General features: G+C 57.3%; 25 protein-coding genes and 1 tRNA gene. 15 read left to right on the forward strand and 11 right to left on the reverse strand.

What is annotated here, in order from left to right:
* Positions 1–196: 196 nt before the first annotated feature.
* Both LJU29_RS08375 and LJU29_RS08380 read right to left on the reverse strand, forming a co-directional pair.
* Positions 197–1177 (reverse strand): IS5-like element ISPsy2 family transposase, encoded by a 981-nt coding sequence (locus LJU29_RS08375; protein WP_054078085.1) that lies wholly within the window; start codon positions 1175–1177, stop codon positions 197–199.
* 293 nt (positions 1178–1470) lie between these two features.
* On the reverse strand, positions 1471–3069 hold the full coding sequence (locus tag LJU29_RS08380; protein WP_257112050.1) for a glycoside hydrolase family 28 protein: 1599 nt from the start codon (positions 3067–3069) through the stop codon (positions 1471–1473).
* Between the two features lie 394 nt (positions 3070–3463).
* Here LJU29_RS08380 and nadA point away from each other — a divergent pair, with 394 nt between their 5' ends.
* Positions 3464–4522 carry a quinolinate synthase NadA gene (gene nadA / locus LJU29_RS08385; protein ID WP_057423290.1) on the forward strand — a complete coding sequence of 353 codons (1059 nt, stop codon included), beginning with the start codon at positions 3464–3466 and terminating at the stop codon, positions 4520–4522.
* A gap of 51 nt (positions 4523–4573) precedes the next feature.
* On the opposite strand, the gene LJU29_RS08390 is transcribed toward nadA, so the two are convergent.
* Complete coding sequence (locus LJU29_RS08390; protein ID WP_054994616.1) at positions 4574–6007, reverse strand: M48 family metalloprotease; 1434 nt, start codon at positions 6005–6007, stop codon at positions 4574–4576.
* 140 nt (positions 6008–6147) lie between these two features.
* Between LJU29_RS08390 and LJU29_RS08395 the strand changes: the two genes are divergently transcribed.
* Both LJU29_RS08395 and LJU29_RS08400 read left to right on the forward strand, forming a co-directional pair.
* Positions 6148–6399: a sulfurtransferase TusA family protein gene (locus LJU29_RS08395; RefSeq protein ID WP_002552587.1), complete on the forward strand. Its 252-nt coding sequence runs from the start codon at positions 6148–6150 to the stop codon at positions 6397–6399.
* A gap of 35 nt (positions 6400–6434) precedes the next feature.
* Positions 6435–7505 (forward strand): AI-2E family transporter, encoded by a 1071-nt coding sequence (locus tag LJU29_RS08400; protein WP_004664275.1) that lies wholly within the window; start codon positions 6435–6437, stop codon positions 7503–7505.
* Positions 7506–7559: 54 nt separating this feature from the next.
* Here LJU29_RS08400 and LJU29_RS08405 read toward each other — a convergent pair whose 3' ends face one another.
* Positions 7560–8033, reverse strand: a complete 474-nt coding sequence (locus tag LJU29_RS08405; protein ID WP_002552589.1) for a peroxiredoxin — start codon at positions 8031–8033, stop codon at positions 7560–7562.
* Positions 8034–8042: 9 nt separating this feature from the next.
* The gene (locus LJU29_RS08410) at positions 8043–8606 is read right to left on the reverse strand and encodes a glycine cleavage system transcriptional repressor (protein WP_003317383.1); all 564 of its coding nucleotides are present in this window, start codon (positions 8604–8606) and stop codon (positions 8043–8045) included.
* Between the two features lie 325 nt (positions 8607–8931).
* On the opposite strand from LJU29_RS08410, the gene dapA reads away from it, so the two are divergent.
* The 5 genes from dapA to LJU29_RS08435 all read left to right on the forward strand — a co-directional run bounded on the left by dapA (position 8932) and on the right by LJU29_RS08435 (position 12625).
* Complete coding sequence (gene dapA / locus LJU29_RS08415) at positions 8932–9810, forward strand: 4-hydroxy-tetrahydrodipicolinate synthase (protein ID WP_044345199.1); 879 nt, start codon at positions 8932–8934, stop codon at positions 9808–9810.
* Between the two features lie 18 nt (positions 9811–9828).
* On the forward strand, positions 9829–10947 hold the full coding sequence (bamC, locus tag LJU29_RS08420; RefSeq protein WP_005732873.1) for an NlpB/DapX family lipoprotein: 1119 nt from the start codon (positions 9829–9831) through the stop codon (positions 10945–10947).
* Complete coding sequence (locus LJU29_RS08425; RefSeq protein ID WP_005760459.1) at positions 10948–11706, forward strand: MBL fold metallo-hydrolase; 759 nt, start codon at positions 10948–10950, stop codon at positions 11704–11706.
* A 28-nt stretch (positions 11707–11734) separates the two neighbouring features.
* The gene (purC, locus tag LJU29_RS08430) at positions 11735–12445 is read left to right on the forward strand and encodes a phosphoribosylaminoimidazolesuccinocarboxamide synthase (RefSeq protein ID WP_005760457.1); all 711 of its coding nucleotides are present in this window, start codon (positions 11735–11737) and stop codon (positions 12443–12445) included.
* A 90-nt stretch (positions 12446–12535) separates the two neighbouring features.
* Positions 12536–12625: transfer RNA gene (locus LJU29_RS08435), tRNA-Ser, on the forward strand.
* A gap of 134 nt (positions 12626–12759) precedes the next feature.
* On the opposite strand, the gene LJU29_RS08440 is transcribed toward LJU29_RS08435, so the two are convergent.
* Both LJU29_RS08440 and LJU29_RS08445 read right to left on the reverse strand, forming a co-directional pair.
* On the reverse strand, positions 12760–13071 hold the full coding sequence (locus LJU29_RS08440; protein WP_005760456.1) for a type II toxin-antitoxin system RelE/ParE family toxin: 312 nt from the start codon (positions 13069–13071) through the stop codon (positions 12760–12762).
* Entirely contained in the window at positions 13049–13297 is a 249-nt protein-coding gene (locus LJU29_RS08445; RefSeq protein ID WP_002552596.1) for a CopG family ribbon-helix-helix protein, read from the reverse strand. Before LJU29_RS08445 ends, LJU29_RS08440 begins: the two co-directional genes overlap by 23 nt.
* Before the next feature lie 268 nt (positions 13298–13565).
* Here LJU29_RS08445 and gvpU point away from each other — a divergent pair, with 268 nt between their 5' ends.
* The 6 genes from gvpU to LJU29_RS08475 all read left to right on the forward strand — a co-directional run bounded on the left by gvpU (position 13566) and on the right by LJU29_RS08475 (position 20545).
* The gene (gene gvpU, locus LJU29_RS08450) at positions 13566–14048 is read left to right on the forward strand and encodes a gas vesicle accessory protein GvpU (protein WP_002552597.1); all 483 of its coding nucleotides are present in this window, start codon (positions 13566–13568) and stop codon (positions 14046–14048) included.
* Positions 14049–14359: 311 nt separating this feature from the next.
* Complete coding sequence (locus LJU29_RS08455) at positions 14360–16051, forward strand: NAD-dependent malic enzyme (RefSeq protein ID WP_054994888.1); 1692 nt, start codon at positions 14360–14362, stop codon at positions 16049–16051.
* Positions 16052–16286: 235 nt separating this feature from the next.
* Positions 16287–17930 (forward strand): phosphoethanolamine transferase, encoded by a 1644-nt coding sequence (locus LJU29_RS08460; protein WP_257112055.1) that lies wholly within the window; start codon positions 16287–16289, stop codon positions 17928–17930.
* A gap of 188 nt (positions 17931–18118) precedes the next feature.
* Positions 18119–19252 carry a ribonuclease D gene (gene rnd, locus LJU29_RS08465; RefSeq protein ID WP_044323710.1) on the forward strand — a complete coding sequence of 378 codons (1134 nt, stop codon included), beginning with the start codon at positions 18119–18121 and terminating at the stop codon, positions 19250–19252.
* Positions 19249–19542 carry a YcgL domain-containing protein gene (locus LJU29_RS08470; RefSeq protein WP_003407219.1) on the forward strand — a complete coding sequence of 98 codons (294 nt, stop codon included), beginning with the start codon at positions 19249–19251 and terminating at the stop codon, positions 19540–19542. The genes rnd and LJU29_RS08470 overlap by 4 nt, the downstream gene beginning before the upstream one ends.
* Before the next feature lie 70 nt (positions 19543–19612).
* Entirely contained in the window at positions 19613–20545 is a 933-nt protein-coding gene (locus LJU29_RS08475) for a D-2-hydroxyacid dehydrogenase (protein WP_057423232.1), read from the forward strand.
* 66 nt (positions 20546–20611) lie between these two features.
* Here LJU29_RS08475 and LJU29_RS08480 read toward each other — a convergent pair whose 3' ends face one another.
* On the reverse strand, positions 20612–21205 hold the full coding sequence (locus tag LJU29_RS08480) for a nitroreductase family protein (protein WP_057453997.1): 594 nt from the start codon (positions 21203–21205) through the stop codon (positions 20612–20614).
* Between the two features lie 211 nt (positions 21206–21416).
* On the opposite strand from LJU29_RS08480, the gene LJU29_RS08485 reads away from it, so the two are divergent.
* The gene (locus LJU29_RS08485) at positions 21417–21866 is read left to right on the forward strand and encodes a YcgN family cysteine cluster protein (RefSeq protein WP_005760440.1); all 450 of its coding nucleotides are present in this window, start codon (positions 21417–21419) and stop codon (positions 21864–21866) included.
* 4 nt (positions 21867–21870) lie between these two features.
* On the opposite strand, the gene LJU29_RS08490 is transcribed toward LJU29_RS08485, so the two are convergent.
* From LJU29_RS08490 to LJU29_RS08500, 3 genes are all read right to left on the reverse strand, one after another.
* Positions 21871–22251, reverse strand: a complete 381-nt coding sequence (locus tag LJU29_RS08490) for a YgaP family membrane protein (protein ID WP_002552607.1) — start codon at positions 22249–22251, stop codon at positions 21871–21873.
* A 98-nt stretch (positions 22252–22349) separates the two neighbouring features.
* Positions 22350–22850, reverse strand: a complete 501-nt coding sequence (locus LJU29_RS08495; protein WP_002552608.1) for an RNA methyltransferase — start codon at positions 22848–22850, stop codon at positions 22350–22352.
* A 74-nt stretch (positions 22851–22924) separates the two neighbouring features.
* Positions 22925–23827 (reverse strand): copper resistance protein B, encoded by a 903-nt coding sequence (locus LJU29_RS08500; protein WP_257112056.1) that lies wholly within the window; start codon positions 23825–23827, stop codon positions 22925–22927.

Genomic DNA, 23827 nt, shown 5'->3' on the forward strand with positions numbered 1-23827 from the left:
CAGGCCATGATGTCTCACTGACCGCGATCAACGACGACGTCATCAACAAGGGAAGGCCTGAAGTAGCCGGATGTTTTCCGGCTACCGAGTCCTCAGCACTTTTCAAAAAACGATGCATGTCGAAATTTGCTCAATTATCTTCGCTTTTTAGCTCTTTCGGCCGCTGCAAAGCCTTTTGCGGTAACCATTTCCTGCATTACACGCGCACCTCTCCTGCGCTCGCCAACAAATGTCGGCGGGCCATCCACAGGTTTGACAGGGCGAACAACGTCACCATCTGCGCGGTGTTCTTGGCCAAGCCCCGAAAGCGCACTTTTTCATAGCCAAACTGGCGTTTGATGACCCGAAACGGATGCTCGACCTTGGCGCGAACCTGGGCCTTGGCCTTCTCGATTTTGCGGATCGCCTTGTACAAAATACTGCGTTTTCCGTGCTTTTTGTAAGTGCTGCGGCGGGCGGCAATCTGCCAAATGACCTTGCGCCCGGCGTGTTCTTCGCGCTTCTCGACCCCGGTGTAACCTGCGTCGGCGCAGACTACGTTTTCCTCGCCGTGCAGCAGTTTGGCAACCTGCGTGACGTCTGCCACATTGGCCGCTGTTACTACCACGCTGTGCACCAGGCCTGACTCGTCGTCGGCGCCGATGTGAGCCTTGGCGCCGAAATAGTACTGGTTACCTTTCTTGGTTTGATGCATCTCAGGATCGCGTTTGCCATCCTTGTTCTTGGTCGAACTGGGCGCGTGAATCAGCGTGGCATCGACGATGGTGCCTTGACGCAACGACAAGCCACGGTCGCCCAGATAACCATTAATTACGCCGAGAATCCCGGTCGCCAACTCGTGCTTTTCCAGCAGACGACGGAAGTTGAGAATGGTGGTTTCGTCTGGAATTCGCTCCAGGCTCAGGCCTGAAAACTGACGCAGGATGGTCGTCTCATACAGCGCTTCTTCCATCGCCGGATCGCTGTAGCCGAACCAGTTCTGCATCAGATGAACACGCAGCATCGCCATCAGTGGGTAGGCGGGCCGGCCACCTTCTCCTTTTGGATAATAGGGCTCAATCAGGGCAATCAAACCTTTCCAGGGCACCACCTGATCCATCTCGATCAGGAACAATTCCTTACGGGTCTGCTTGCGCTTGCCGGCATACTCGGCGTCGGCGAAGGTCATCTGTTTCATCATCGAAAAGCTCGGCGACTGGTGTCCGGAGATTTTGCCAAATTAGGAAGTCTTTTTCAGAGTTTTCCAAGGGCAGCGTGCTGGAAAGCGGCCGCTACATGACCATCCAGGCCAGCCGCGACGTCACCATCGTCCCGACCGAAGTCACCAACATCCTGTTCAGTGGCTGATTTCAGCTTTCCAGCATTCATATGCTCATGGTGTTTTATTATTCCCGTGAGGATATCCATAACCAAACAGCCATCTGCGGGGAACTCCAAGCCCCCGCAGCGCTGTCCGACAACAAACGTCCGTTAAAACGGAGCCCAAGGCACCACTGATTTCATCGGCACAAACGCTGCCGTGCAATCGACCGGGGCACCGTCACCTGGACTGCCGGACACCGTGACGTCGTCTTTTATCGAAGGCACCAGTTTGTTGAAGAAGCTTACCGGCCCTGGGCCAATTGTGAAGTGGGTGGCGGTAAGCGCTGTGAAGGCTGGTTGAGTGCCGTCAAAGACAACGTTATCCAGCGTGATCAGAATCGGCCGTTTCTGGCCATTGTCACTGTAGCCGGCGAAGGTCATTTTGCCGCCACCGAATCGCGGACTGTTCAGGTAGTGGAAGCCCTTCACGGTGATGTCGCTGAGATCGGGGTACGAGGTTCCGCTGGCACTGCCGTAGTTGGTGTCGAACACCAGCGGGAATTTGACGTTGCGCATGCATACGTTTTCGTAACGGATACCGTCTACCTTTCCACCGTTCTTGGCACTCGTCTTTATTCTCAGTCCGATGCCGTCCTGGCTGTCTCTACCATCCGCCGCCAAATCCACAACGCTGACATTGTGTACGCCACCGTTGGTTTCACTGCCGATGGACAGGCCGTGGCCATAATAAAAATGATTGTGCGCAAACATCAGGTCCCGACTGCCGGAGATTCGGCTGGACTTTATCGCTACGTTGTCATCACCTGTACTGATGTAGGAATAGGCCAGCAATACTTTGTTCGATTGACCGGGGTCGAAGCCGTCGGTGTTCTTCACGGTTTCCGGGGTAAAGCAGGTCCCTGGGGTCTTCTGGTCGGGCGTCGAGCCGCTTGGGCAGTGGTAGCCCTCTACGCTGTAGACCCGGCTTGGATTCAGAATCTTGATCCCCCATACAGTCACCCCGGTCACGCCGTCAGTCACAATGTTGAAGTCCGGAGCGTTTTGCAGCGTCAGCCCCTGGATAACGAAGTCCGTTCCGCCACTGACCTGTATAAGGCGCGGCGTTTGTTGATAAACGTTGGACAAGGTCTTCTGATAAACAAGGTCCCACCAGCTGCGCAGATTGGCATTCGCCCCGGCGGTAAGCAGACTGCCGCCGCGACCATCGATAACGCCTTTGCCTATGACGCCGCTGGAGTGGGTGTTTTTGGCCGAAATCAGTGAACTGCAGGCATCCTGATTGGCAACTGTAGTCACGCCGCAAGTGCCTTTGCCGTTGTCGTAGTCCTTGGGGTTACGTGACGCAAACAACGTTACGCCCTCGTCTATCCAGAGCGTGACGCCGGATTTCAATTGCAGCGGCCCGCTGAGGAATGCCGAGTTGTCGCCGTCACCTTTTACAAGCTTTACAGCTTGTCCGGCAGCACACCCATTGATTGCATTCTGGATATTCTCCTGGTCAGGCCTGGAGTCGAGCGCCGAACCGTCAGCGCTGTCCAGCGAGCCGTCTCTGGGAGTCAGGTGCGCTTGAAGTTGCTTACAGACTGGTGGGCTGGTTGGCTCGCTTATAGTGCCCCATGGCGTCACCACGGCTGCCTCACTGGCCGCCTGCGCGGGCAGTATGAGGGTCAGTGACATAGCCGCGGAAGCGGCCATCCAGGAGGTCTGCCGAAAAGTGTTCATGGCGAAGTGTAGGGGACCTGGCATCTATGAGACCTGTGATAGTGAGTAACCATGTTGGGTCGGCCAAGATATTTTAGAGATGTGTCAAATAGAAAGTCGCTACAAATTATTTCTTTGTCATGTTTCGTTATTAATGGATCTCTAGACGGTTTCAAGAACGATTCTCATCGGCTATGGGCAAGCCAGAAACTTCTGGTAAATCGGTTTTTTGGCGTTAGAATCGGCGCGCCTTCAGAAGTCGGGCCGATATTTACTGAATATCAGCCATATGCTTGATTGCACATGGCGCAGCCTTTGTCAGGCGATGTATGCGTAAAGCTGGAGGGCCTTGGTTGATAAGGGTTTCCGGCTTTTTTATTGCCTGTATTTCGGGTGTAAACTTGCCTTTCGCGCTCTAGCGCCTTCAGGTCCCGCGAACATGACACAGATCTCCGAACGTTTCCTGGTGCAGGCTCATCTCGATGCGAAGCAGCCCAAAGCGCTGAGCCCGGCAGAGCAGGCGCGTTACCGAGCCGACATTGCTGCCGAACTCAAGAAGCAGGATGCCGTGCTGGTTGCTCACTATTATTGCGACCCGGTCATTCAGGCCCTGGCCGAGGAAACCGGCGGTTGCGTGGCCGACTCTCTGGAAATGGCCCGCTTCAGCAATAACCACGCTGCCAGTACTGTATTGGTCGCAGGCGTGCGTTTCATGGGCGAAACCGCGAAGATTCTCAACCCGGAAAAACGCGTGTTCATGCCAACGCTCGAAGCCACCTGTTCGCTTGACGTAGGGTGCCCGGTCGATGAGTTTTCCGCGTTCTGCGATCAGCACCCGGAGCGTACCGTGGTGGTGTATGCCAACACCTCTGCAGCGGTCAAAGCCCGTGCGGACTGGGTAGTGACCTCTGGCTGTGCGCTGGATATCGTCGAAAGCCTGATGGACAACGGCGAGAAAATCATCTGGGCTCCAGACAAGCATCTGGGCCGCTATATCCAGCGTGAAACCGGTGCCGATATGTTGCTGTGGGACGGTGCCTGCATTGTCCACGAAGAATTCAAATCCAAGCAGCTTGAAGACATGAAAGCCTTGTATCCCGAGGCTGCGATTCTGGTTCACCCGGAATCGCCGGAAGCAGTGATCGAGCTGGCTGACGTGGTCGGCTCCACCAGTCAGATGATTGCCGCCGCGCAGCGCTTGCCCAACAAGACGTTCATTGTGGCCACCGACCGGGGCATCTTCTACAAGATGCAGCAGCTGTGCCCGGACAAGATCTTCATCGAGGCGCCTACGGCCGGTAATGGCGCTGCATGCCGAAGCTGTGCACATTGTCCGTGGATGGCGATGAATACGCTTGAGCGCACCTTGCAGTGCCTGCGCGAGGGTAGCAATGAGATATTCGTTGACCCGGCGCTGATCCCCAACGCCGTACGTCCGTTGCAGCGCATGCTGGACTTCACTCAGGCGGCGCGCTTGCGACAAGCGGGTAATGCCTGACAGCGGCGATGAGAAAGCCCGACGCTTGTGTCGGGCTTTCTCATTCGGACATCAGTTCATCATGTCCTTGACCATCCGCTCTTGTTCAATCAGATCCTTTTGCCGTGCGTCGATGCGTGACGCCAACTGGAAGTTGTTGGCCGCACGGCGTTTGGCAAAGTCCAGTTGCTGGATTGCCTGACGGAAATCGCCGACCAGTGCGAAATATTCGGCGCGCGCCTGATGCAGGCCGATGGTGTTGCCGTTCAGGCCACGGGTTTCCGCCACGACGTACCAGATGTCGGGATCATCCGGGCGGGTCTTGAGCAGCGCTTCAAGGCTTTTTTCAGCTTCGGCGGTGCGGTTCTGCTTGAGCAGCACGTCAATGCGCACGTCATTGAGCGGGTAGCTGCCGGGGTACAGCGTCAGCATGCGATCGACCCGTTGCTGGGCATCGGCCAAGCGGTTATTGGTGATGTCCAGGTCGATCTGCGTCAGATTGTAGGTGATGTCGTTTGGCGCTTTTTCGAGTAATGGCTTGAGGGCTTCTCTGGCTTCGTTCAGTTGCCCACCCTTGATCTGCGCGATGGCCAGACCATAGCGAGCTGGATCGGATTTCGGGTTTTCAACCAGTTGCGCACGAAAACGCTTGGCGGCAATACCTGGCGTTTCTTCGTATATCAACGCAACGCGGGCACGCATCAGTTGATACAGCAGACTGTCTTCCTTGCCGCCAGGCTTGGCCTGCTCGGCGCGGTTGCGTGTGTCGGCGATCCGCGATTCGCTCACCGGGTGAGTCAGCAGAAACTCTGGTGGCCTTGCATCAAACCGATACTGACGCATTAAACGCTCGAACATGGTGGGCATGTTGCGCGGGTCATAGCCGGCCTTCTCCAGATTGAGAATGCCGATACGGTCGGCCTCCTGCTCGTTCTGGCGCGAAAAGCGACGTTGCTCCTGGATTGCAGCCGCCTGTGAGCCGGCGATGGTTGCGATACCGGCATCACCGGCACCTGCGGCAGCCATGACAATACCCGCCAGCATCGCGGCCATTACCGGCACTTGCATACGCTGCTGGGCCTCCATGCCTCTGGCGAAGTGGCGTTGCGACAAGTGAGCCAGCTCGTGGGCCAGTACCGACGCGTATTCGCCCTCGGTCTGGGCGTTGAGGAACAGGCCGCCGTTGACACCGATGATCCCGCCGGGTGCGGCAAAGGCGTTGAGTTGCGGGCTGTTGATCAGGATGAATTCAAGACGCCGGTCCTGAACCTGGCTGGTCTCGGCCAGGCGGTACACCGAGGTCTCGACGTAGTCCTTGAGTTGCGGGTCTGACAGCTGCGCCACCTGGCCGCGCAGCAACCCCAGCCACGCACGGCCCAGACGGTGCTCCTGTTCGGGAGAGACAATCGAGGAGCTGGCGTCGCCAAGTGAAGGCAGGTCATCAGCCATGCCATGCGTAGCGAACAGGCAAGCGAGGGTGAGCAGTGTAGGACGCAAAAAATTCATGCACGAAGCTCTGGTCAGAAGAACCTGTACTGTAGCTGGCTCAATGGCGTGCTGACCAGAGTGAGGTATTCTTGCCGCCTTATCCGCCATGCCTTTTCGGACATGGTTTGTAATTCGATGTGTCCGCCTGGAGAGAAACGATGTCTGACGCTGTAGTGCGCCCCGAGGTGTGCGACGCCGAACTGGATGCCAGTGGTCTCAACTGTCCGCTGCCTCTGCTGAAAGCCAAGATGGAACTCAATCGTCTGGCCAGCGGCGCGGTGCTGAAGGTGATCGCGACTGACGCCGGATCGCAGCGGGATTTTCGAACTTTTGCCAGACTTTCCGGGCATGAGTTGCTGCATGAAGAGGTCGACGCCGGCACTTATCTTTATTGGCTGCGCAAGGCTTGAACCACCACTGCCGTTTTTTTTGAAAAGGATGTTTGATGTTCAATGTGCTTCGCAATTGGGTGCAGCGCTACTTCTCCGATGAGGAAGCGGTGGTACTGGCGGTCTTGCTGTTTCTGGCGTTTACCCTTGTCCTGACCCTGGGCGGAATGCTCGCGCCGGTCATTGCGGGGTTGGTGCTGGCCTTCCTGATGCACGGGTTGGTCAGTGTTCTGGAGCGCCTGCGCATGCCTGAAATGGCCGCAGTCGGCTTGGTCTTCACGCTGTTCATCGGTGTGCTGCTGCTGTTCCTGCTGGTGCTGGTACCACTGCTCTGGCACCAGTTGATCACGCTGTTCAACGAAGCACCGGGCATGCTTGCCAAGTGGCAGTCTGTACTGCTGTTGCTGCCCGAACGTTACCCGCATCTGGTTTCCGACGAGCAAGTGTTGCTGGCGATCGAAGTCGCCCGTGGTGAAGTGGGCAAGATCGGTCAGTTGGCGCTGACCTTCTCGATCTCCAGCCTGCCATTGCTGGTCAACCTGATGATCTACCTGGTGCTGGTGCCGATTCTGGTGTTCTTCTTTCTGAAGGATCGGCACATGATCGGCCGCTGGGCGCGCGGCTATCTGCCTCGCGAGCGTGCGTTGATCAACCGGGTGGCGGATGAGATGAAGCGTCAGATTGCCAATTATATTCGCGGCAAGGTCATCGAGATTTTCATCTGTGGTGGCGTGACCTACATCGCGTTCGCCGCGCTCGGGCTCAACTACGCAGCGCTGCTGGCGATGCTGGTCGGCATATCTGTGGTCGTGCCTTACGTTGGCGCGGTGGTGGTCACAGTGCCGGTGGCGTTGATCGGATTGTTCCAGTGGGGCTGGGGTGATCAGTTCATCTACCTGATGATTGCCCACGGCATCATTCAGGCGCTGGATGGCAACGTTCTGGTGCCGTTGCTGTTTTCCGAGGCCGTCAACCTGCACCCGGTTGCAATCATTTGCGCCGTGCTGCTGTTTGGCGGACTGTGGGGATTCTGGGGGATCTTCTTTGCGATTCCGCTGGCCACGTTGTTCAAGGCCGTCCTCGATGCCTGGCCGCGTAATGAACCCACTGTGGCACCACTGCTTTAAGCAGCAAGTCTGGATCGTTGCGGCACCTTGCGTGCCGCAACGCTTATCGGAATATCAGCCTTTGTTCAGGGCCTCGGCCTGCGCCAGTACTTCAGCCACATGGCCCGGCACTTTCACGCCGCGCCATTCCTGACGCAGTACGCCTTCCTTGTCGATCAGGAAGGTGCTGCGGTCAACGCCCAGGTATTCCTTGCCATACAGCTTCTTGAGCTTGATGACGTCGAACAACTGGCAGACGGCTTCGTCCTTATCCGAAATAAGCTCGAACGGGAAAGACTGCTTGGCCTTGAAGTTTTCATGGGTCTTCAGGCTGTCTCGGGAAACACCGAGCACAACCGTATTGGCCGCCTGAAACTGCGCGATATGGTCACGAAAGTCCTGACCCTGCGTGGTGCAGCCGGGCGTGTTGTCTTTCGGGTAAAAATAAATCACGACCTGCTGACCCTTGAGCGCGGACAGCTCTACGGTCTGTCCGCTGGTCGCAGGTGCCTGAAAGTCAGGAACCGGTTGATCTACTGTGACGGTCATGGGAACTCCTTACATTGGGGCTTGTGGGCGCCAGGGTTCGATCAGTGCGTCGAGATTCAGCGCGTCGGCGAAATCGAGGAATTGATCGCGCAGCCAGCTGATCTGGGTCCCGGCAGGCAGTGTCACCGTGAATGTGGCATTAAGCATGGTGCCACCGGTCTGCGGAGCCTGATACGTGTCACAGATCAGATTTTCCAACTCGACGTTGTGGTCAATGAAGAACTGGCACAGCTCATTGATGATGTCCGGGCGGTACGCCGAGCTGACGTAAGCCACGTAGGGCAGGGCTTCCGGGCGGTTCTCCAGGGTAGCGCTGCGTACCACGCTGGTGGTGAACGCATGCTTCTTGGAGAGGCTCGACAGGCCGGTTTCAAGGCGCGCCAGAGCGTCCCAACTGCCTGACACCTGAAGAATCAGCGCACTGCACTCACCGTGGCGAGTAAGGCGCGAGGTGACTACCGAGCAGCGGTTTTCATGGCTGGCACGGCACAGGACGTTGGTCAGCTCCATGGGGTTTGCGCCAAGGGCACTGATGACAAGGAATTGTTCGCGAACTGTGGGGGTGGACGACATGCAGCATTCCTAGACGATGAGCGGTCGGTACTTTTTCGGACTTGCGGGGCTGTTTCGACAATCGATGGCGCGAGATACCTTCCCGGGTCCCGGAGCGCCTGCCTTGCATGGAAGTACCATGACGGGGCTGGAGTGCACTGGGGCAGGGCTTCTGGCGACAAATTCGACCGATTGAGCGAGGTGCGCAGTTGACCAGTACCGATCAAAGGACGAAGGGTAGCGAAAACCATCGCTCAGGGGAATGCTCAGAGCGCGGTACTTCGCTTGTACAAGGCTGATAGCGCCAGTACCATTACGGCTCTCTTTTTCCGGCAGGAGCGGTTGCATGATTGCGGGCAGTATGGTGGCACTGGTCACACCAATGGATGCACAAGGTCGTCTGGACTGGGACAGCCTGAGCAAACTGGTTGACTTCCACTTGCAAGAGGGCACCAACGCCATTGTTGCCGTCGGCACCACCGGTGAATCGGCGACGCTGGATGTGAGCGAACACATCGAGGTCATCCGCCGTGTGGTTGCCCAGGTTGCAGGACGTATTCCGGTCATCGCCGGTACAGGCGCCAATTCGACGCGCGAAGCCGTCGAGCTGACCACCAACGCCAAGACCGCTGGCGCCGATGCGTGCCTGCTGGTAACGCCTTATTACAACAAGCCGACGCAAGAAGGCCTGTTTCAGCATTTCAGCCACATCGCCAATGCCGTAGACATCCCGCAGATCCTCTACAACGTGCCGGGCCGTACGGCTTGCGACATGCTGCCAGAGACTGTTGCGCGTCTGTCTGCGGTAAAAAACATCATCGGCATCAAGGAAGCCACCGGCAACCTGCAGCGCGCCAAGGACATTCTGGCCAGCGTCAGCAGTGATTTTCTGGTGTACTCCGGTGACGACGCTACGGCAGTCGAATTGATGCTGCTGGGCGGCAAGGGCAATATTTCCGTCACCGCCAACGTTGCACCGCGCCTCATGAGCGATCTGTGCGCAGCGGCCATGCGTGGCGATGCCGAGACGGCGCGGGCGATTCACGAAAAGCTCATGCCGCTCAACAACACCCTGTTTATCGAATCCAACCCTATCCCCGTGAAGTGGGCCTTGCATGAAATGGGTAAGATGCCAGCCGGTATCCGTCTGCCGCTTACCTGGCTCAGCGAAGCCTGTCACGAACCGCTGCGTCAGGCCCTGCGCCAGTCCGGCGTCCTGGTTTAATTGAGGAAGTATCACGCAATGAAGCGATTGGCCGGACTTTCCGCACTTGCTCTTATTATCTCCAGCACCAGCGGTTGCGGTTGGCTCTGGGGCGAAGATGGTTACTTCCGTGATCGCGGTAGCGATTACCTCCAGGCTACCCAGACCCCACCCATGCAGGTGCCTGCCGATGTGTCCGGCGTCAAGCGCCTCGACCCGTTGCTGCCGATCCCGCGCAATGTGGCTGACAGCACCCAGAAAGAAGGCGAGTACACGGTTCCTCGTCCTCTGCCACTGGGCACGACTTCCGAGTCGAGCGATTTCAGCCTGCAGAAAAGCGGCGATGCGCGCTGGATTCTGGCTCAGCGTCAGCCAGCCGAAGTCTGGCCGGTGGCTCATCAATACTTTGAAGACAATGGTTTCCGTATCGCTGAAGAGCGCCCGCAGACTGGCGAATTCAGCTCCTCGTGGCAGCGTCTTGATGAACTGTCCGCTTCGGTTGCCAAGCGCCTGAGCGCCGCTGGCGTTTCAGCCGACGCTGAAACCCGCGTGCGGGTTCGTATTGAGCCGGGCGTGCAGCGCAATACCAGTGAAGTCTATGTGGTAAGCGTCGAGCGTCCTGCGGGCAGCACTGCCGATGTGGCGTTCCCGACCCGTACCACCAACCTGGGGCTTGATGCCGCGCTGACCGACGATCTGCTGGCCAGCATGGGTCGCAACGCCGAGAAGGGCGGTTCTATTTCCCTGTTGGCGGCACGTGACTACGACACCCCGAGCCGTGTTGCCTTGAGCGAAGACGGTAGCGGCAACCCGGTCTTGAACCTCGGTGCCGATCTCGACCGTGCGTGGTCGAGTGTCGGCCGTGCGCTTGATCAAGGTGACTGGCGCGTCGAGGACATAAACCGCAGCCTGGGTCTGTACTACATCAACCTGGCTGAAAAGGCCAAAACGCCTGAAAACGAGCCTGGTTTCTTCGGTCGCCTGTTTGGCAGCAAGTCGAGCAAGGAAGAGATCGATGCCCGTGCCGAGCGTTATCAGGTTCGCCTGAGCAAGGTGGGTGATAACGTTCAAGTGACCGTCGAGAAGAACATCAATACCGTTGCGCCTGCGGATATCGCGCGTCGGGTGTTGAGCGTTATTCAAGACAACCTGGGTTAAGTGCGTTTCGCGGTTCTCGGCAGCGGCAGTCGTGGCAACGGCACGCTGGTCGCAAGCAACGATACGTACGTACTGGTCGATTGCGGTTTCTCCCTGCGGGAAACCGAGCGCCGCCTGGCGCGTCTGGGCGTCGCTGCAAACCAGTTGAGTGCGATTCTGGTAACCCACGAGCATGCCGATCATGTGCATGGCGTGGGTTTGCTGTCGCGGCGCTACAATGTACCGGTCTACCTCAGCAGCGGTACCTTGCGCGGTATGCGAAAACCGGTTGAAGTTGCCGGTTTGCTGGCGGGCGGGGAGAGCTTGCAGGTGGGCGCATTGGGCATCGATGTGGTGTCTGTCGCTCATGATGCGCTTGAACCGACGCAGTTTGTCTTCAACGACGGCAAGCGCCGCTTCGGTCTGCTGACCGACCTCGGCTCTTACTGCCCTAACGTATTGCAGCGTTATCAAGGCTTGGATGCCTTGATGATCGAGGCCAATCACTGTCGCGACATGCTTGCCCGAGGCCATTATCCGGTCTTTCTCAAGCAGCGCGTTGGCTGTGAAACAGGTCATTTGAACAATCATCAGGCCGCCAGCCTGGTGAGCGAGCTGGGATGGCAGGACCTTCAGCACCTGGTGCTGGCGCATCTGAGCAGCAAGAACAACCTGCCGCATCTGGCCCGGCAATGTTTTGTCGACACCCTTGGGTGCGACCCGGACTGGCTGCAACTGGCCGATCAAGATTCAGGGCTCGACTGGCGACATATCGCCTAGCCCAACTACTTAGCAAGCGGAGCCCATCATGGAAAAACGTGAAGAACTCTACCGCGGCAAAGCCAAATCGGTTTACAAGACCGACGACGCTGACCGCTTGATCCTGCTGTTCCGTAACGACACTTCGGCGTTCGACGGCAAGCGCATCGAACAACTGGACCGCAAAGGCATGGTGAACAACAAGTTCAACGCCTTCATCATGCAGAAGCTTGAAGAGGCGGGTATTCCCACCCAATTCGACAAGCTGCTGGGCGACAACGAGTGCCTGGTCAAGAAGCTCGACATGATCCCGGTCGAATGCGTCGTGCGTAACTACGCTGCCGGCAGCCTGGTCAAACGTCTGGGCATCGAAGAGGGTACCAGGCTCAATCCTTACACCTTCGAACTGTTCCTCAAGGACGACGCCAAGGGCGACCCGTTCATCAACGAATCCCACGTTGTGGCATTCGGCTGGGGCACTGCCGAGCAACTGGTTCGCATGAAAGAGTTGTCGATCAAGGTCAATGAAGTCCTGACCAAACTGTTCGACGACGCTGGCCTGCTGCTGGTCGACTTCAAACTCGAATTCGGCGTATTCCACGGTGAAATCGTCCTCGGCGACGAATTCAGCCCGGACGGCTGCCGCCTCTGGGACAAGGACACTCGCAAGAAAATGGACAAGGACCGCTTCCGCCAGGGTCTGGGCGACGTCATCGAAGCTTACGAAGAAGTCGCAAACCGTCTGGGCGTGCCGCTATAAGCGGAAAAACACGCAAGCGCTTGATAGCACGAAAAAAAACAGCAGAAGGGCTTCGCCTTCTGCGCTGATACTGTTATGATGCGCGCCGTTGGAGAGATGCCAGAGTGGCCGAATGGGACGGATTCGAAATCCGTTGTACCTTCACCGGTACCTAGGGTTCGAATCCCTATCTCTCCGCCATTATTTGAAAAGCCCTGTGAATCTTTGATTCACGGGGTTTTTTGTTTTTAGGCTGTACTACCTACCTCGTTCCCAGATTTTCCCCTTCCCCGACTCCATTTTTTCCGCAGTCGAAGATAGCTGGCCGGTCAGAACTAGCTGAATTGATCCGGGATTTTTGAAGTGTTCAGGCGCTCGTTCCGTTCATGCAGCACGCGGACGATGAACACGACCTGGCTGCGAACCACATAGCTCACTAAGAAGGGGTAGCGAGTAAGTACCAGCTCGCGTATGTTCGGGGCTTGGGAAGGGCGTCCCATACCTGTAAACGTTGCGAGCTGCTCAATGGATTCCAGAATGGTGCTGACGACTTCGTCAGCTCTCTGATGGCCCATCAGCCCCGCATAATGCTCATGAATCGCTTCCAGATCGCTATCGGCTTTTTCACTTAACTCGATTTGCGGCACGTGCTACCCACTTGGCTTTAACCGTTTCCAGATTGATCGTCTTTCCTGCATCAATGTCGGCTAAGCCTTCGTCAATGGCTTTCAGGTGCCAGGCTTCTGCTTCGACATAGCGAGACAAAGCACGTTTCAGGTGGTACTGACGATCACGGTCCGTGGCAAGCGCTAGCTGGTCGAGCATTTCGACCAAGCCTTCTTCGACACGGAATGACAAAACAGGCGATGCCATATTGGCCTCCACGGGTGGTGATTGTAAACAGTGTATACAGAATTCTGAAAAGTATACTTGAGGCCTTGATTGCGCAACAAATTTGTGTGCTTTTCGCCGAGTTGCTATTCACTTTTTGGAAATCGACAGCAACCCCGAACGCTTGAGCGAAGTCGGGACGATGCCGCCCCATCACCACTCCCAAACTATTCACCCCTCCCGGTTTCCCCTTTAGCCCTTTCTGATCTATACCTTGGGTTCAACGTTTTGTGAGGCGAGGAGCTATCAGATGTCGGACGTAGATCAGGTACAAAAGTCGCAACCCTCTCCCAGTCAGAGCCATGATGATGTGATTGCCCAGTTCAAGTGGCAGGGCAAGCAGATCGACTGGTTGCTGCAATGGCTGGTCAAGTTTGTCGCGAACACCAAGGTGGAGCTGGGCGTGACGCTGTCGGTGGGCGGGAATCTGGTTTCCGGGCACCTGATTTCTCACGACACCTATTTTGAGCAGTTGGCCGACGATATTTCGGCGCCGTTCAGTTCGTTTGCCAATGGCACTGACGCGACGATGAAAGAAATGATTCTGTCCTTCAAGCCGGGAGAGTCTTCCGAAGACACGCCAGCATTCCATTTCATTCACCTGAAGGATTGCCGGACCTATTCCACTGACGGTAATCCGATTTGCGACGCAGGTGTGTTGTGGCGCGGCAGGATCTCTGCGGTGGACGGCTTCACCATCGGGCTCATCGCTGAAAAACCAGGCGTGTCCTGACCTTTTCAGGCCCCGGCTTTCGTCGGGGCATTCTCATCCATTCTGATGACGGTCTCCAGCGTGCTATGTGCACCCGCTGGTCTGGAAAGCTGCGCCAGTAGTAGCGTCACTTAGCCATTCTTTGCGCGACAAAATGTCGCAATGGGCCTTTAGCCGGGTAATATGTTCGCCCTGACCTTACACGCCGAATGGTTTTCGGCATGGCCTGATAGAGAACTGGCGACAAGAAAAAATAACAAGAAACGAGCCAGGCTGCCCGCCCCGGTCGACGTAAAGAATTAATGAGTAGACGAAAAAGGCGATTAGAGAAAATGACCAGAACTTCGCGACCTTTGTATATTTCCTATGCAGGACCCTCACTGCTGGAAATGCCCCTGCTGAACAAAGGCAGTGCCTTCACCCCGCAAGAGCGGGTCGAATTCAATCTGATCGGGCTCCTGCCGCAGAACGTAGAGACCATCGAAGAGCAAGTCACCCGGGTCTACAGCCAGTACAAGCAGTGCGCGAGCGATCTGGACAAGCATATCTACCTGCGTTCGATCCAGGACAACAACGAAACCCTGTTCTTCCGCCTGCTGGACTCGCATCTGGACGAGATGCTGCCGATTATCTACACCCCGACGGTGGGTCAGGCGTGTCAGGAATTCTCCAAGATCTACCGCACGCACCGTGGCCTGTTCATTTCCTACCCCGAGCGTGACCGCATCGATGACATTCTGCGCAGCGCCACCAAAGACCGGATCAAAATCATTGTCGTGACCGACAGCGAGCGAATTCTCGGTCTGGGCGATCAGGGCATCGGCGGCATGGGCATTCCGATTGGCAAACTGTCGCTGTACACCGCCTGTGGCGGCATCAGCCCGGCGTACACGCTGCCGATCGTGCTGGATGTCGGCACCAACAACCGTGAGCTGCTGGACGACCCGATGTACATGGGCTGGCGTCACGAGCGGGTATCGGGCAAGGAATACGAAGACTTCATCGCACTGTTCATCGATGCCGTACAGCGTCGATGGCCGGATGTGCTGTTGCAGTTTGAAGATTTTGCCCAGTCCAACGCCATGCCGTTGCTTGAGAAGTATCGGGATGAGCTGTGCTGCTTCAACGATGACATTCAGGGCACTGCGTCGGTTGCGGTGGGTACATTGCTGGCGGCCTGCAAGGCCAAGAATGAAACCCTTGGCCAGCAGAAAGTGGTGTTTGTCGGTGCCGGTTCGGCGGGCTGCGGTATTGCCGAGCACATCATCGCAGCGATGCGCATTGAAGGCCTGAGTGAAAGCGAAGCGCGCAAACGAATCTTCATGGTTGATCGCTTCGGCCTGCTGACCGAGGGTATGGACAATCTGCTCGATTTCCAGAAGCGTCTGGCGCAGAAGACCGCCGATGTGTCTGGCTGGGCTGCTGGCACAGAAGCCTTCCCGCAGTTGCTCGACGTGGTGACGAACGCCGGGGCTACGGTGTTGATTGGCGTGTCCGGGCAGCGTGGTCTGTTCACCGAACAAGTGATTCGCGAACTGCACAAGCATTGCGCCAAACCACTGGTAATGCCGCTATCCAATCCGACTTCCAAGGTAGAAGCCACGCCGGAAGAAATCCTGCGCTGGACGGATGGCAATGCGCTGGTTGCTACCGGCAGTCCGTTCGCGCCGGTGGAGATCAACGGTCGCACCGTGCACATCGCTCAGTGCAACAACTCCTATATCTTTCCGGGCATCGGCCTCGGCGTGGTGGCTTGCAAGGCGTCGCGCATCACCGACCGTATGCTGATGGCGGCATCCAATGCGCTGGCCGAGTGTTCGCCGATGGTCACGGGGCAGGGCGATGCGGTGTTGCCGCCGCTCAAGGAGATCCAGCAGGTGAGCCGCAAAATTGCGCTGGCTGTTGCCAAAGAGGCCCAGGCTGAAGGCTTGGCACTGGAAACTTCCGAAGAGGCACTGCTTGAAGCCATCGAGCGTAATTTCTGGCTGCCGGGCTATCGTGCCTATCGCCGTCGTTCGGTCTGATCGAGCGTTTCCAGAGTGACAGCGTCTGCGCGAGCTTGCTTGCGCAGACGCTTTGTTGGCGGGGTAACTGCACGTTTATGGGCGCGTATTGCTTCACGGTGAAATAAGCTTCATTCAACCCAATCCTCTCACCGTTTTCACATAAAATTGATGAAGCGCTGCCTAGAGTGCGCGCCATCGGGAGTTATCTGGCTTCTGAATGCCCGATGCATATTAATTCGATAAGCAGACCACGATGCCGACACCCAGAGCTGTTCGTCCAGAGGTTGTTACCTTACTTACCAGTGCCTTTCTGTTACTGGGTTTCAATATAAATCTGTGGCAGCATCTTTTCGCGATTACCAGCTCCGATGCCAAAGGTCTGGCCATGCGCTTTGCATTCGGGCTGATGATTTTCTGCGTATTCAATATCGTTCTGACGCTGTTGGCATTTCGCCGTGTGTTTAAGCCTGTGGTGATCGCTCTGTTTATGATCAGCGCCGGGGTGGTGTATTTCATGACCGAGTACGGTGTCATGATTGACGCCGGGATGTTCCGAAACTTCGCCGAAACCAACGTGACGGAAGTGCAAGGGCTGCTGTCTTTTAAACTGGCGTTGTATATCGTTCTGTTGGGCGTACTGCCTTCGCTGATTCTATGGAAACTGCCGATCAGCTACCGTCGCTGGCACCTGGAACTGTTCAGCAAGCTGGTGGTAGGCGTGGTCTGTTGCGTGGCAATAGGCGGCGTTGCGCTGGCGAATTATCAAGGTTTGTCCTCGTTGTTCCGCAACCATCACGAATTGCGCCTGATGGTCGTGCCAAGCAATTACATCGGTGCCTCGCTTGGCTACCTGAGCGAGCAAGTGATCTCCGCACAGCGCCCGTTCGTCAAGATTGGCGAGGACGCCAAGCGGTCGGCGGACTGGGCCACGCATGCCCGCAAGTCTTTGACCGTACTGGTCGTGGGTGAAAGTGCCCGTGCCGGAAACTTCGGAATTCTTGGCTATGGTCGCGACACCACGCCCAACCTGAACAAGGAGAGCGGGTTGGTGGCGTTTACCGATGTTTACTCGTGCGGCACCGAAACCGCAGTGTCGGTGCCGTGCAAGTTCTCCAACATGGGTCGAAAGAACTACAACGCAACCAAGGCCCGTAATCAGGAAGGTTTGCTGGATGTCCTGAAGCGTGCCGGTATAGAAGTGGTGTGGCGTGATAATCAGGCGGGCTGCAAAGGGACCTGTGATCGAGTGACCTTCCAGGATGTCAGTAATCTCAAGGACCCGTTGTTGTGCAACAGCCATGAATGCCGCGACGAGATACTGTTGCAAAACCTGCAGGGTTTTATCGACAGCCTCGACAAGGACACTGTTCTGGTGCTGCACCAGATGGGTAGCCATGGCCCTGAATACTTCAAGCGTTACCCTAAAGAGTTTGAAAAGTTTACGCAGGTGTGTGAAAGCAATGCCTTGAACAATTGCAGCCGGGACAGCATCGTCAATGCCTACGACAACACACTGTTGTATACCGATCACGTACTGGCCACGTTGATTGATCTGTTGCGCAGTAATCAAAACAAGGTCGACACTGCCATGGTGTACCTGTCGGACCATGGTGAGTCGCTTGGCGAGTACAATTTGTTCTTGCACGGCACACCGTATGTGCTGGCTCCTGATCAGCAAAAGCATGTGCCGATGCTTATCTGGTTGTCCGATACCTATCAGAAGTCCTTTGCAGTCAGCCCGGAGTGCCTGGCCAAACAGCGCAATGCGCCGTTGAGCCAGGACAATCTCTTTCATTCAATGCTCGGCTTGTTGAAAGTCGACACTCAGGTCTACAACCCAAGCCTGGATATGTTCGCCGGGTGCCGCACTGAACTGGCGGCCGCTGACAAGCAGTAAAATCTGTGCTTGCTCAGGATAGAGATCGTTTCCACGCTTGCGTGGGGACGCTCATCCTTGGCCCTTTTGCCAGGCAACAGTTCCTCCTGTCCGTCATTTGCGTGAAGATACGCCAGACCGGGACGACAGACGCGCGATAATCTCCCATCACGATATATACTGCGCGCCATTGTTGAAGGGAGAGCCGTGTGGCCATCGATATTCACTGGATTCGCGACGACGACAGCCTCGCCCGGCATTGCGCAGAATGGCAGTTGCTGCCTTTTGTCGCGCTCGACACCGAGTTTATGCGGGTCGATACTTTTTACCCGATAGCAGCGTTGCTGCAGATTGGCGACGGGCAAAGCGCCTGGCTTATTGATCCTTTGCTGATCAACGACTGGCAGCCGCTGTCTGCGCTGCTCGAAAACCCCGACGTCATCAAGGTAGTGCACGCGTGCAGCGAGGACCTCGAAGTTTTGCTGCGTCTGACTGGCAGCCTGCCGGTGCCGTTGTTTGATACCCAGTTGGCAGCCGCTTACCTGAACCTCGGTTTTTCCATGGGCTATTCGCGTCTGGTGCAGGAGGTCCTCAACATCGACCTGCCCAAGGGCGAAACCCGTTCTGACTGGCTGCAACGTCCGCTGTCGGAGACGCAGATCAGTTACGCCGCCGAAGATGCTGTGCACCTTGCCGAACTGTTCGCCATCCTGCGTCCGCGTTTGTCCGATGACAAATACGCCTGGCTGCTGGATGACGGTGCCGAACTGGTCGCCAACCTGCGCCGCGAAGTTGACCCGTACGAGGTCTACCGTGAGGCCAAACTGGCCTGGAAACTGTCCCGTGCCCAGTTGGCGGTGCTGCGTGAGTTGTGTGCCTGGCGTGAGCGCGAGGCGCGCGCCCGCAACCTGCCGCGCAACCGCATTGTGCGTGAGCACTCGCTGTGGCCATTGGCCAAGACGCAGCCGGATAACCTCGCTGCACTGGGGCGTATCGAAGACATGCACCCCCGCACCGTTCGTCATGACGGCGAGTTTCTGCTTGAGCTGATAAAGACCGCAGGCACGCTTCCGCCAGAAGAGTGGCCGCCTGCATTGCCTGAGCCACTGCCCATTGATGCGGCCGGGTCGATCAAGCGTCTGCGTGCAATCGGTCAGCAATACGCCGAGCAACTGGACATGGCCCCGGAGTTGATGCTGCGCAAGAAGACTCTCGAAGCGCTGCTCAAGAGCGGCTACCCCGACGGTCCTTACCAATTGCCCGACTCGCTGCGTGGCTGGCGTCGCGAGTTGATGGGTCAGGCGCTGCTGGACAGCCTGGCCACCCCCGGAGAACAGTCTTGAAGCGTATCTGCTCGATTTATCGCAGCCCGAAAAGAAACGAGATGTACCTTTACGTCTTGAAAAGCGATGTCCTCAAACGCGTGCCGCCTGAACTGCTGGTCGCGTTTGGCAAGCCGGTTCATGCATTTGACCTGGTCCTGAGTCCCGAGCGTGCGCTGTCGCGCGAGGACATCAATGTGGTGCTGGAGAATCTCGACAGCCAGGGCTATCACCTGCAGATGCCCCCTGCCGAAGATGACTACATCGAGCATTTGCCGGAAGAGCTGCTGCGCCGCAACGATCCGATGTAATAGTTGCTCACGTTGTAAAGCGGTCCACATCGCCGTGGGCTGCCTGTCCTGTTTTTAAGGTTTTTGAAACATGCGCGTTCTGATTGCCGAGCACGATTATCACGTTTACACCCAATTGTTGCGCAAGGCCGCGCCTGATCTGGAAGTCTTCAGCACGGGCGACTCTGCCGAGCTGTCGCGAATGGCCAGCGATTGCCCGGTCTGGCTGGGACAGCCGGACCTGATGGCCAACCTGCTGCGTCAAGGGCACAAGCCTCAGTGGCTGCAATCCACCTGGGCGGGTATTACGCCACTGCTGGCCGACAGCCTGTCGCGCGAATATCGCCTGACACGTGCAGTCGGGATTTTCGGTCAGGTCATGGCCGAATTCGTTTTGACCTACATGCTCGGTCACGAGCGTGAGGTGCTGGCGCGTTTGATGAGTCAGGTCGAGCGCAAGTGGGACAATCGTACTGGCCAGAGTCTGTCTGGTCGCAAGGTATTGATCGTGGGCGCCGGTAATATCGGCCAGCGTGTCGCCGAGTTTCTTTTGCCGTTCGGTGTGCACGTCTACGGCGTGGCCTCCAGTGCGCGCACTCAGGCGCCGTTCATCGAGGTAACAGCGCTGTCTGACATGACGAGGCTGCTTGGCGAGATGGATTACGTCATCAATCTACTGCCCAATACACCTGAGACCCACGACCTGTATGACGCAAAGCTGTTCGCCAGCTTCAAGCCAACGGCGCTGTTCATTAACGTTGGGCGCGGTGTAGCGGTTGTGGACGCAGATCTGGTCGAGGCGTTGAAGGAAGGCCATCTGGCCGGTGCGGTCATTGACGTCTGCCGTCAGGAGCCTTTGCCGCAGCGCCATCCATTCTGGACCGCCTATGGTCTGCTGTTGACCGGTCATAGTTCGGCCCCGACATCGCCGGTGGCCATGACCGAGCTTTTCGTTGAAAACCTGAAAGCGTTTCAGGCTGGAGAAGCTTTGCGCGGAGAGGTCGATTTTTCGCGAGGTTATTGAGGCCGTTCCGAGCGAGCCGACGTTTCAGGCGTCGGCTCGTCGGCATTGATTGCAGAGAACAGTCAGTTACAGCGAAAAATCACCTTCAGCGGCCAGTTCTGCCAGTGGCTTGCGCGGGCTTGGCGCTTCGCGGCCTTGCAGGTATTCCGGCAGCGTCGACTTGTCACCGATTTTGCCGATGGCCACCGCGGCGTGCAGTGCGTAATCCTCTGGAATGCTCAGCTCCTTGCGGGTCAGGTCCTGATCGAAGCCCGCCATGCCGTGGGTGTGCCAGCCGCTCAGGCTCGCTTGCAGTGCAAGATAACCCCAGGCCGAGCCGGTATCGAAGGTGTGCCACAAGGCCGGGCTTTCTTCGGTTGCGCCTGGCGCGACGAAGGTGGTCTTGGAGACGATGATCACCAATGCTGCTGCATGTTGCGCCCAGTTGCGGTTGAACTCGTTCAGCAGGCCCAGATAACGCTCCCAGTTAGGCGTGTCGCGACGTGCATACAGAAAACGCCAAGGCTGCGTGTTGTAGGCCGAGGGTGCCCAGCGTGCCGCTTCGAAAAAGCTCAGCAGGGTTTCCTGATCGATGCTTTCGCCACTGAATGCACGTGGCGACCAGCGCTCGGTGAATTGCGGGTCGATAGGGTGATCGGCGATGCGAGGGTTCGTGCTCATAAAAGTCCTTGATAGCGAAGGTGAAAAACGAGCGTGGCTTGATGGGCCGTGGTCGGCAGGCATCGCTTGAGCGCACTGGAAAACCCGTTAACGCTACTGTTTTGCCCTGTCGCTGACAAGTCCCGGCTACCGGCAGTCGCAAGTGCTTGGCCCGCACCCCTTGTACCTCTAGACTGACGGCCTTTTCATTTTCGATACCGTTGTCCGAACCATGGCCGCTAAAGTTGAACCCTTCTGGATTCGCAAGACCCTCGACCAGCTCAACGCCGAGGAGTGGGAATCGTTGTGCGATGGCTGTGGCTTGTGCTGCCTGCAGAAGCTGGAAGACGAAGAAGACAACAGCGTTTATTACACGCGGATCGCTTGCAAGCTGCTGGACCTGAAGACCTGCCAGTGCTCCGACTACGCCAATCGTCGTGCGTCGGTGCCTGACTGTATTCAACTGACGCCGGGGCAGGCAGATGAATTCAAATGGCTACCGCCCACCTGTGGCTATCGGCTGGTCAGCGAGGGCAAGGATTTGCCGCTCTGGCATCATTTGGTGTGTGGTGATCGCACGGCTGTGCATCACGAGCGTATCTCCCAGTCAGGCCGCATGCTCAGCGAGAACAGTGTGGCTGAAGACGACTGGGAGGATTACCTGATCTTTCGCGCAGGTTGAGCGTTTAAACGACCGGCTTTGGCTCGGCCAGCGCTTCCACACCTTTGACGGCAGCGTTTTTCACCGCGTTTTCGGCGTCGTCTTTCAGGTTGTTCAACTGGGCACCGGCACGTTCGATAGTCGAGCGGGCGCTGTGCAGGTCGCTGCGACCTTTTTCCACCAGGCTTTTGGCCGAGCAGTGACCGCTGATGCCGCGAGCCAGCACTGCGCCGCCGATGGCCAGTTGGATCAGGCCCAGAAAGCCGCCACGACGGACACCTTTGCCCATCATCAGTACACCGCCAGCCAGTGAGCCAATGCGCTCCCAGCCGTGGACGTTCTGATCAGGGTTGCGCTGCAGCAGTTCAGGTGTGTCGATGCGTTCGATAATCGGGGTGTCGCGCATGATGGCTCTCCATGAGGCGATAATTCGCAGGAAGTAGGTAGTAACCCGGTTCAGAGAAACTGACTGTTCGCCCGCGACACAGGTTCAATGCTTTTCCGTCAGCGGTCGCTGGCCGGATCGATTTTCTCGCGACCGAACTGTGGCCCCGAGCGGGTATTGATGCCTTTGGCCATGCGGTCGTAGAGCACCACGTTGACGGTTGCGGCCAGATTCATGCAGCCCTCGGTCGGGATATAGACCACGTCTTCACACCAGTCGCGAATGTCCTGATCCAGCGAGCCGTCTTCCGGACCGAAGATATACAACGCGCGGTCAGGGTGCGTGTATTCAGGCAGGGCACGGGCACCGTCCACCAGTTCGACGGCCACCGGAATACAACCCAGCGGCAGAATGCTCTTGAGGTCTTCGATGCCGATCAGCGGGATGTCCTGATGGATTTTCTTGGTGTCGGTGATGAAATCCCGCGCACGCTCATAGCGTTTACCGGTATAGAACACCGACGCCACACCGTAGCAGCCGGCTGCTCGCATGACGGAGCCGACATTTTCCGGGGACTTGGGGTTGTAAAGACCGATGCAGGCGTACCGTTTATTGGCCACGGGGAGGGTGCTCTGAAGAAAACCGGGGATTATACGGCAGCGTCAGAGCAATGCCATTTTCAATTCCGACGCTCTCAGAACCACATGCGTAAACCGACGACCAGCCGCGCATCGGCAACGTCCTCACCGTCTTCGCGTGCGTAATCGGCAGTATTGCCGTAGGACCTATCCCAGGTTACGCCCACGTAAGGAGCGAATTGCGGGGTGATTTCATAGCGCAGCCGAAGGCCGAACTCACTGGTCGACAAGCCCGAGCCATTGCCGCGTTGCGGGTCGTTCTTGCCGTAGAAATTCAGCTCGGCAGTGGGTTGAAGAATCAGATTGTTGGTCAGCAACAGGTCGTAGTCAGCTTCCAGGCGCGCCGCGGTCTGCCCGGCCTCACCGATGAATGCGGTGGCTTCGATATCAAGATCCGAAATCGCCTGCCCTTGCAGGCCGAAAGCCGCCCAGGTTTGTGGCGCGCCAGGTTTGAAGTCCTGGCGTGCCCCAGCGACTACGTCCCACGATGAGCTGACGGCATGACCCCATAACGCCTGGATTTCCGCCTCCTCGGTCTTGCCGTTGCTGCGCTCGCCCTCTGAACGCAACAGCAAGCGGTCGACATCACCGCCAATCCAGCCGGACAGGTCCCAGGCCAGCGCGCTGCCGTCGTTTGCGTCCTGCCATTCCAGCTTGTCGGCCAGAAAGTAACTGTTGATGGCGCTGTCGTGGACCTGATGCCCGCTATGGCTGGTGTACACCGCAGCCCGGTCGGCGTCGGTGACAGCCGGGATTGGTGTCCGGCTCTGCATTGGGGCGGCATTGTGCTCGCTGGCGTCCATAGGCATCGAGTGGCTGCCATGATCCATGCCTTCCATGCCTTCCATGCCTTCCATGCCTTCCATTCCGGCAGCCTGCGTGTTTACCCAGGGTGTCATGGCCAGGCCTGCCGTCAGCAGCAGGGTTGGCAGGCAGGACGAGTTGCGCAATCCATTCAC

Source organism: Pseudomonas ficuserectae, assembly GCF_024584585.1.
Lineage (GTDB): Bacteria > Pseudomonadota > Gammaproteobacteria > Pseudomonadales > Pseudomonadaceae > Aquipseudomonas > Aquipseudomonas amygdali.

Bases quoted from the DNA above. Each gene is read 5' to 3' on its own strand.
- LJU29_RS08375 (WP_054078085.1), bottom strand. From the start codon at position 1,177: ATGAAACAGATGACCTTCGCCGACGCCGAGTATGCCGGCAAGCGCAAG.
- LJU29_RS08380 (WP_257112050.1), bottom strand. From the start codon at position 3,069: ATGCCAGGTCCCCTACACTTCGCCATGAACACTTTTCGGCAGACCTCC.
- nadA (WP_057423290.1), top strand. From the start codon at position 3,464: ATGACACAGATCTCCGAACGTTTCCTGGTGCAGGCTCATCTCGATGCG.
- LJU29_RS08390 (WP_054994616.1), bottom strand. From the start codon at position 6,007: ATGAATTTTTTGCGTCCTACACTGCTCACCCTCGCTTGCCTGTTCGCT.
- LJU29_RS08395 (WP_002552587.1), top strand. From the start codon at position 6,148: ATGTCTGACGCTGTAGTGCGCCCCGAGGTGTGCGACGCCGAACTGGAT.
- LJU29_RS08400 (WP_004664275.1), top strand. From the start codon at position 6,435: ATGTTCAATGTGCTTCGCAATTGGGTGCAGCGCTACTTCTCCGATGAG.
- LJU29_RS08405 (WP_002552589.1), bottom strand. From the start codon at position 8,033: ATGACCGTCACAGTAGATCAACCGGTTCCTGACTTTCAGGCACCTGCG.
- LJU29_RS08410 (WP_003317383.1), bottom strand. From the start codon at position 8,606: ATGTCGTCCACCCCCACAGTTCGCGAACAATTCCTTGTCATCAGTGCC.
- dapA (WP_044345199.1), top strand. From the start codon at position 8,932: ATGATTGCGGGCAGTATGGTGGCACTGGTCACACCAATGGATGCACAA.
- bamC (WP_005732873.1), top strand. From the start codon at position 9,829: ATGAAGCGATTGGCCGGACTTTCCGCACTTGCTCTTATTATCTCCAGC.
- purC (WP_005760457.1), top strand. From the start codon at position 11,735: ATGGAAAAACGTGAAGAACTCTACCGCGGCAAAGCCAAATCGGTTTAC.
- LJU29_RS08445 (WP_002552596.1), bottom strand. From the start codon at position 13,297: ATGGCATCGCCTGTTTTGTCATTCCGTGTCGAAGAAGGCTTGGTCGAA.
- gvpU (WP_002552597.1), top strand. From the start codon at position 13,566: ATGTCGGACGTAGATCAGGTACAAAAGTCGCAACCCTCTCCCAGTCAG.
- LJU29_RS08455 (WP_054994888.1), top strand. From the start codon at position 14,360: ATGACCAGAACTTCGCGACCTTTGTATATTTCCTATGCAGGACCCTCA.
- LJU29_RS08460 (WP_257112055.1), top strand. From the start codon at position 16,287: ATGCCGACACCCAGAGCTGTTCGTCCAGAGGTTGTTACCTTACTTACC.
- LJU29_RS08475 (WP_057423232.1), top strand. From the start codon at position 19,613: ATGCGCGTTCTGATTGCCGAGCACGATTATCACGTTTACACCCAATTG.
- LJU29_RS08480 (WP_057453997.1), bottom strand. From the start codon at position 21,205: ATGAGCACGAACCCTCGCATCGCCGATCACCCTATCGACCCGCAATTC.
- LJU29_RS08485 (WP_005760440.1), top strand. From the start codon at position 21,417: ATGGCCGCTAAAGTTGAACCCTTCTGGATTCGCAAGACCCTCGACCAG.
- LJU29_RS08490 (WP_002552607.1), bottom strand. From the start codon at position 22,251: ATGCGCGACACCCCGATTATCGAACGCATCGACACACCTGAACTGCTG.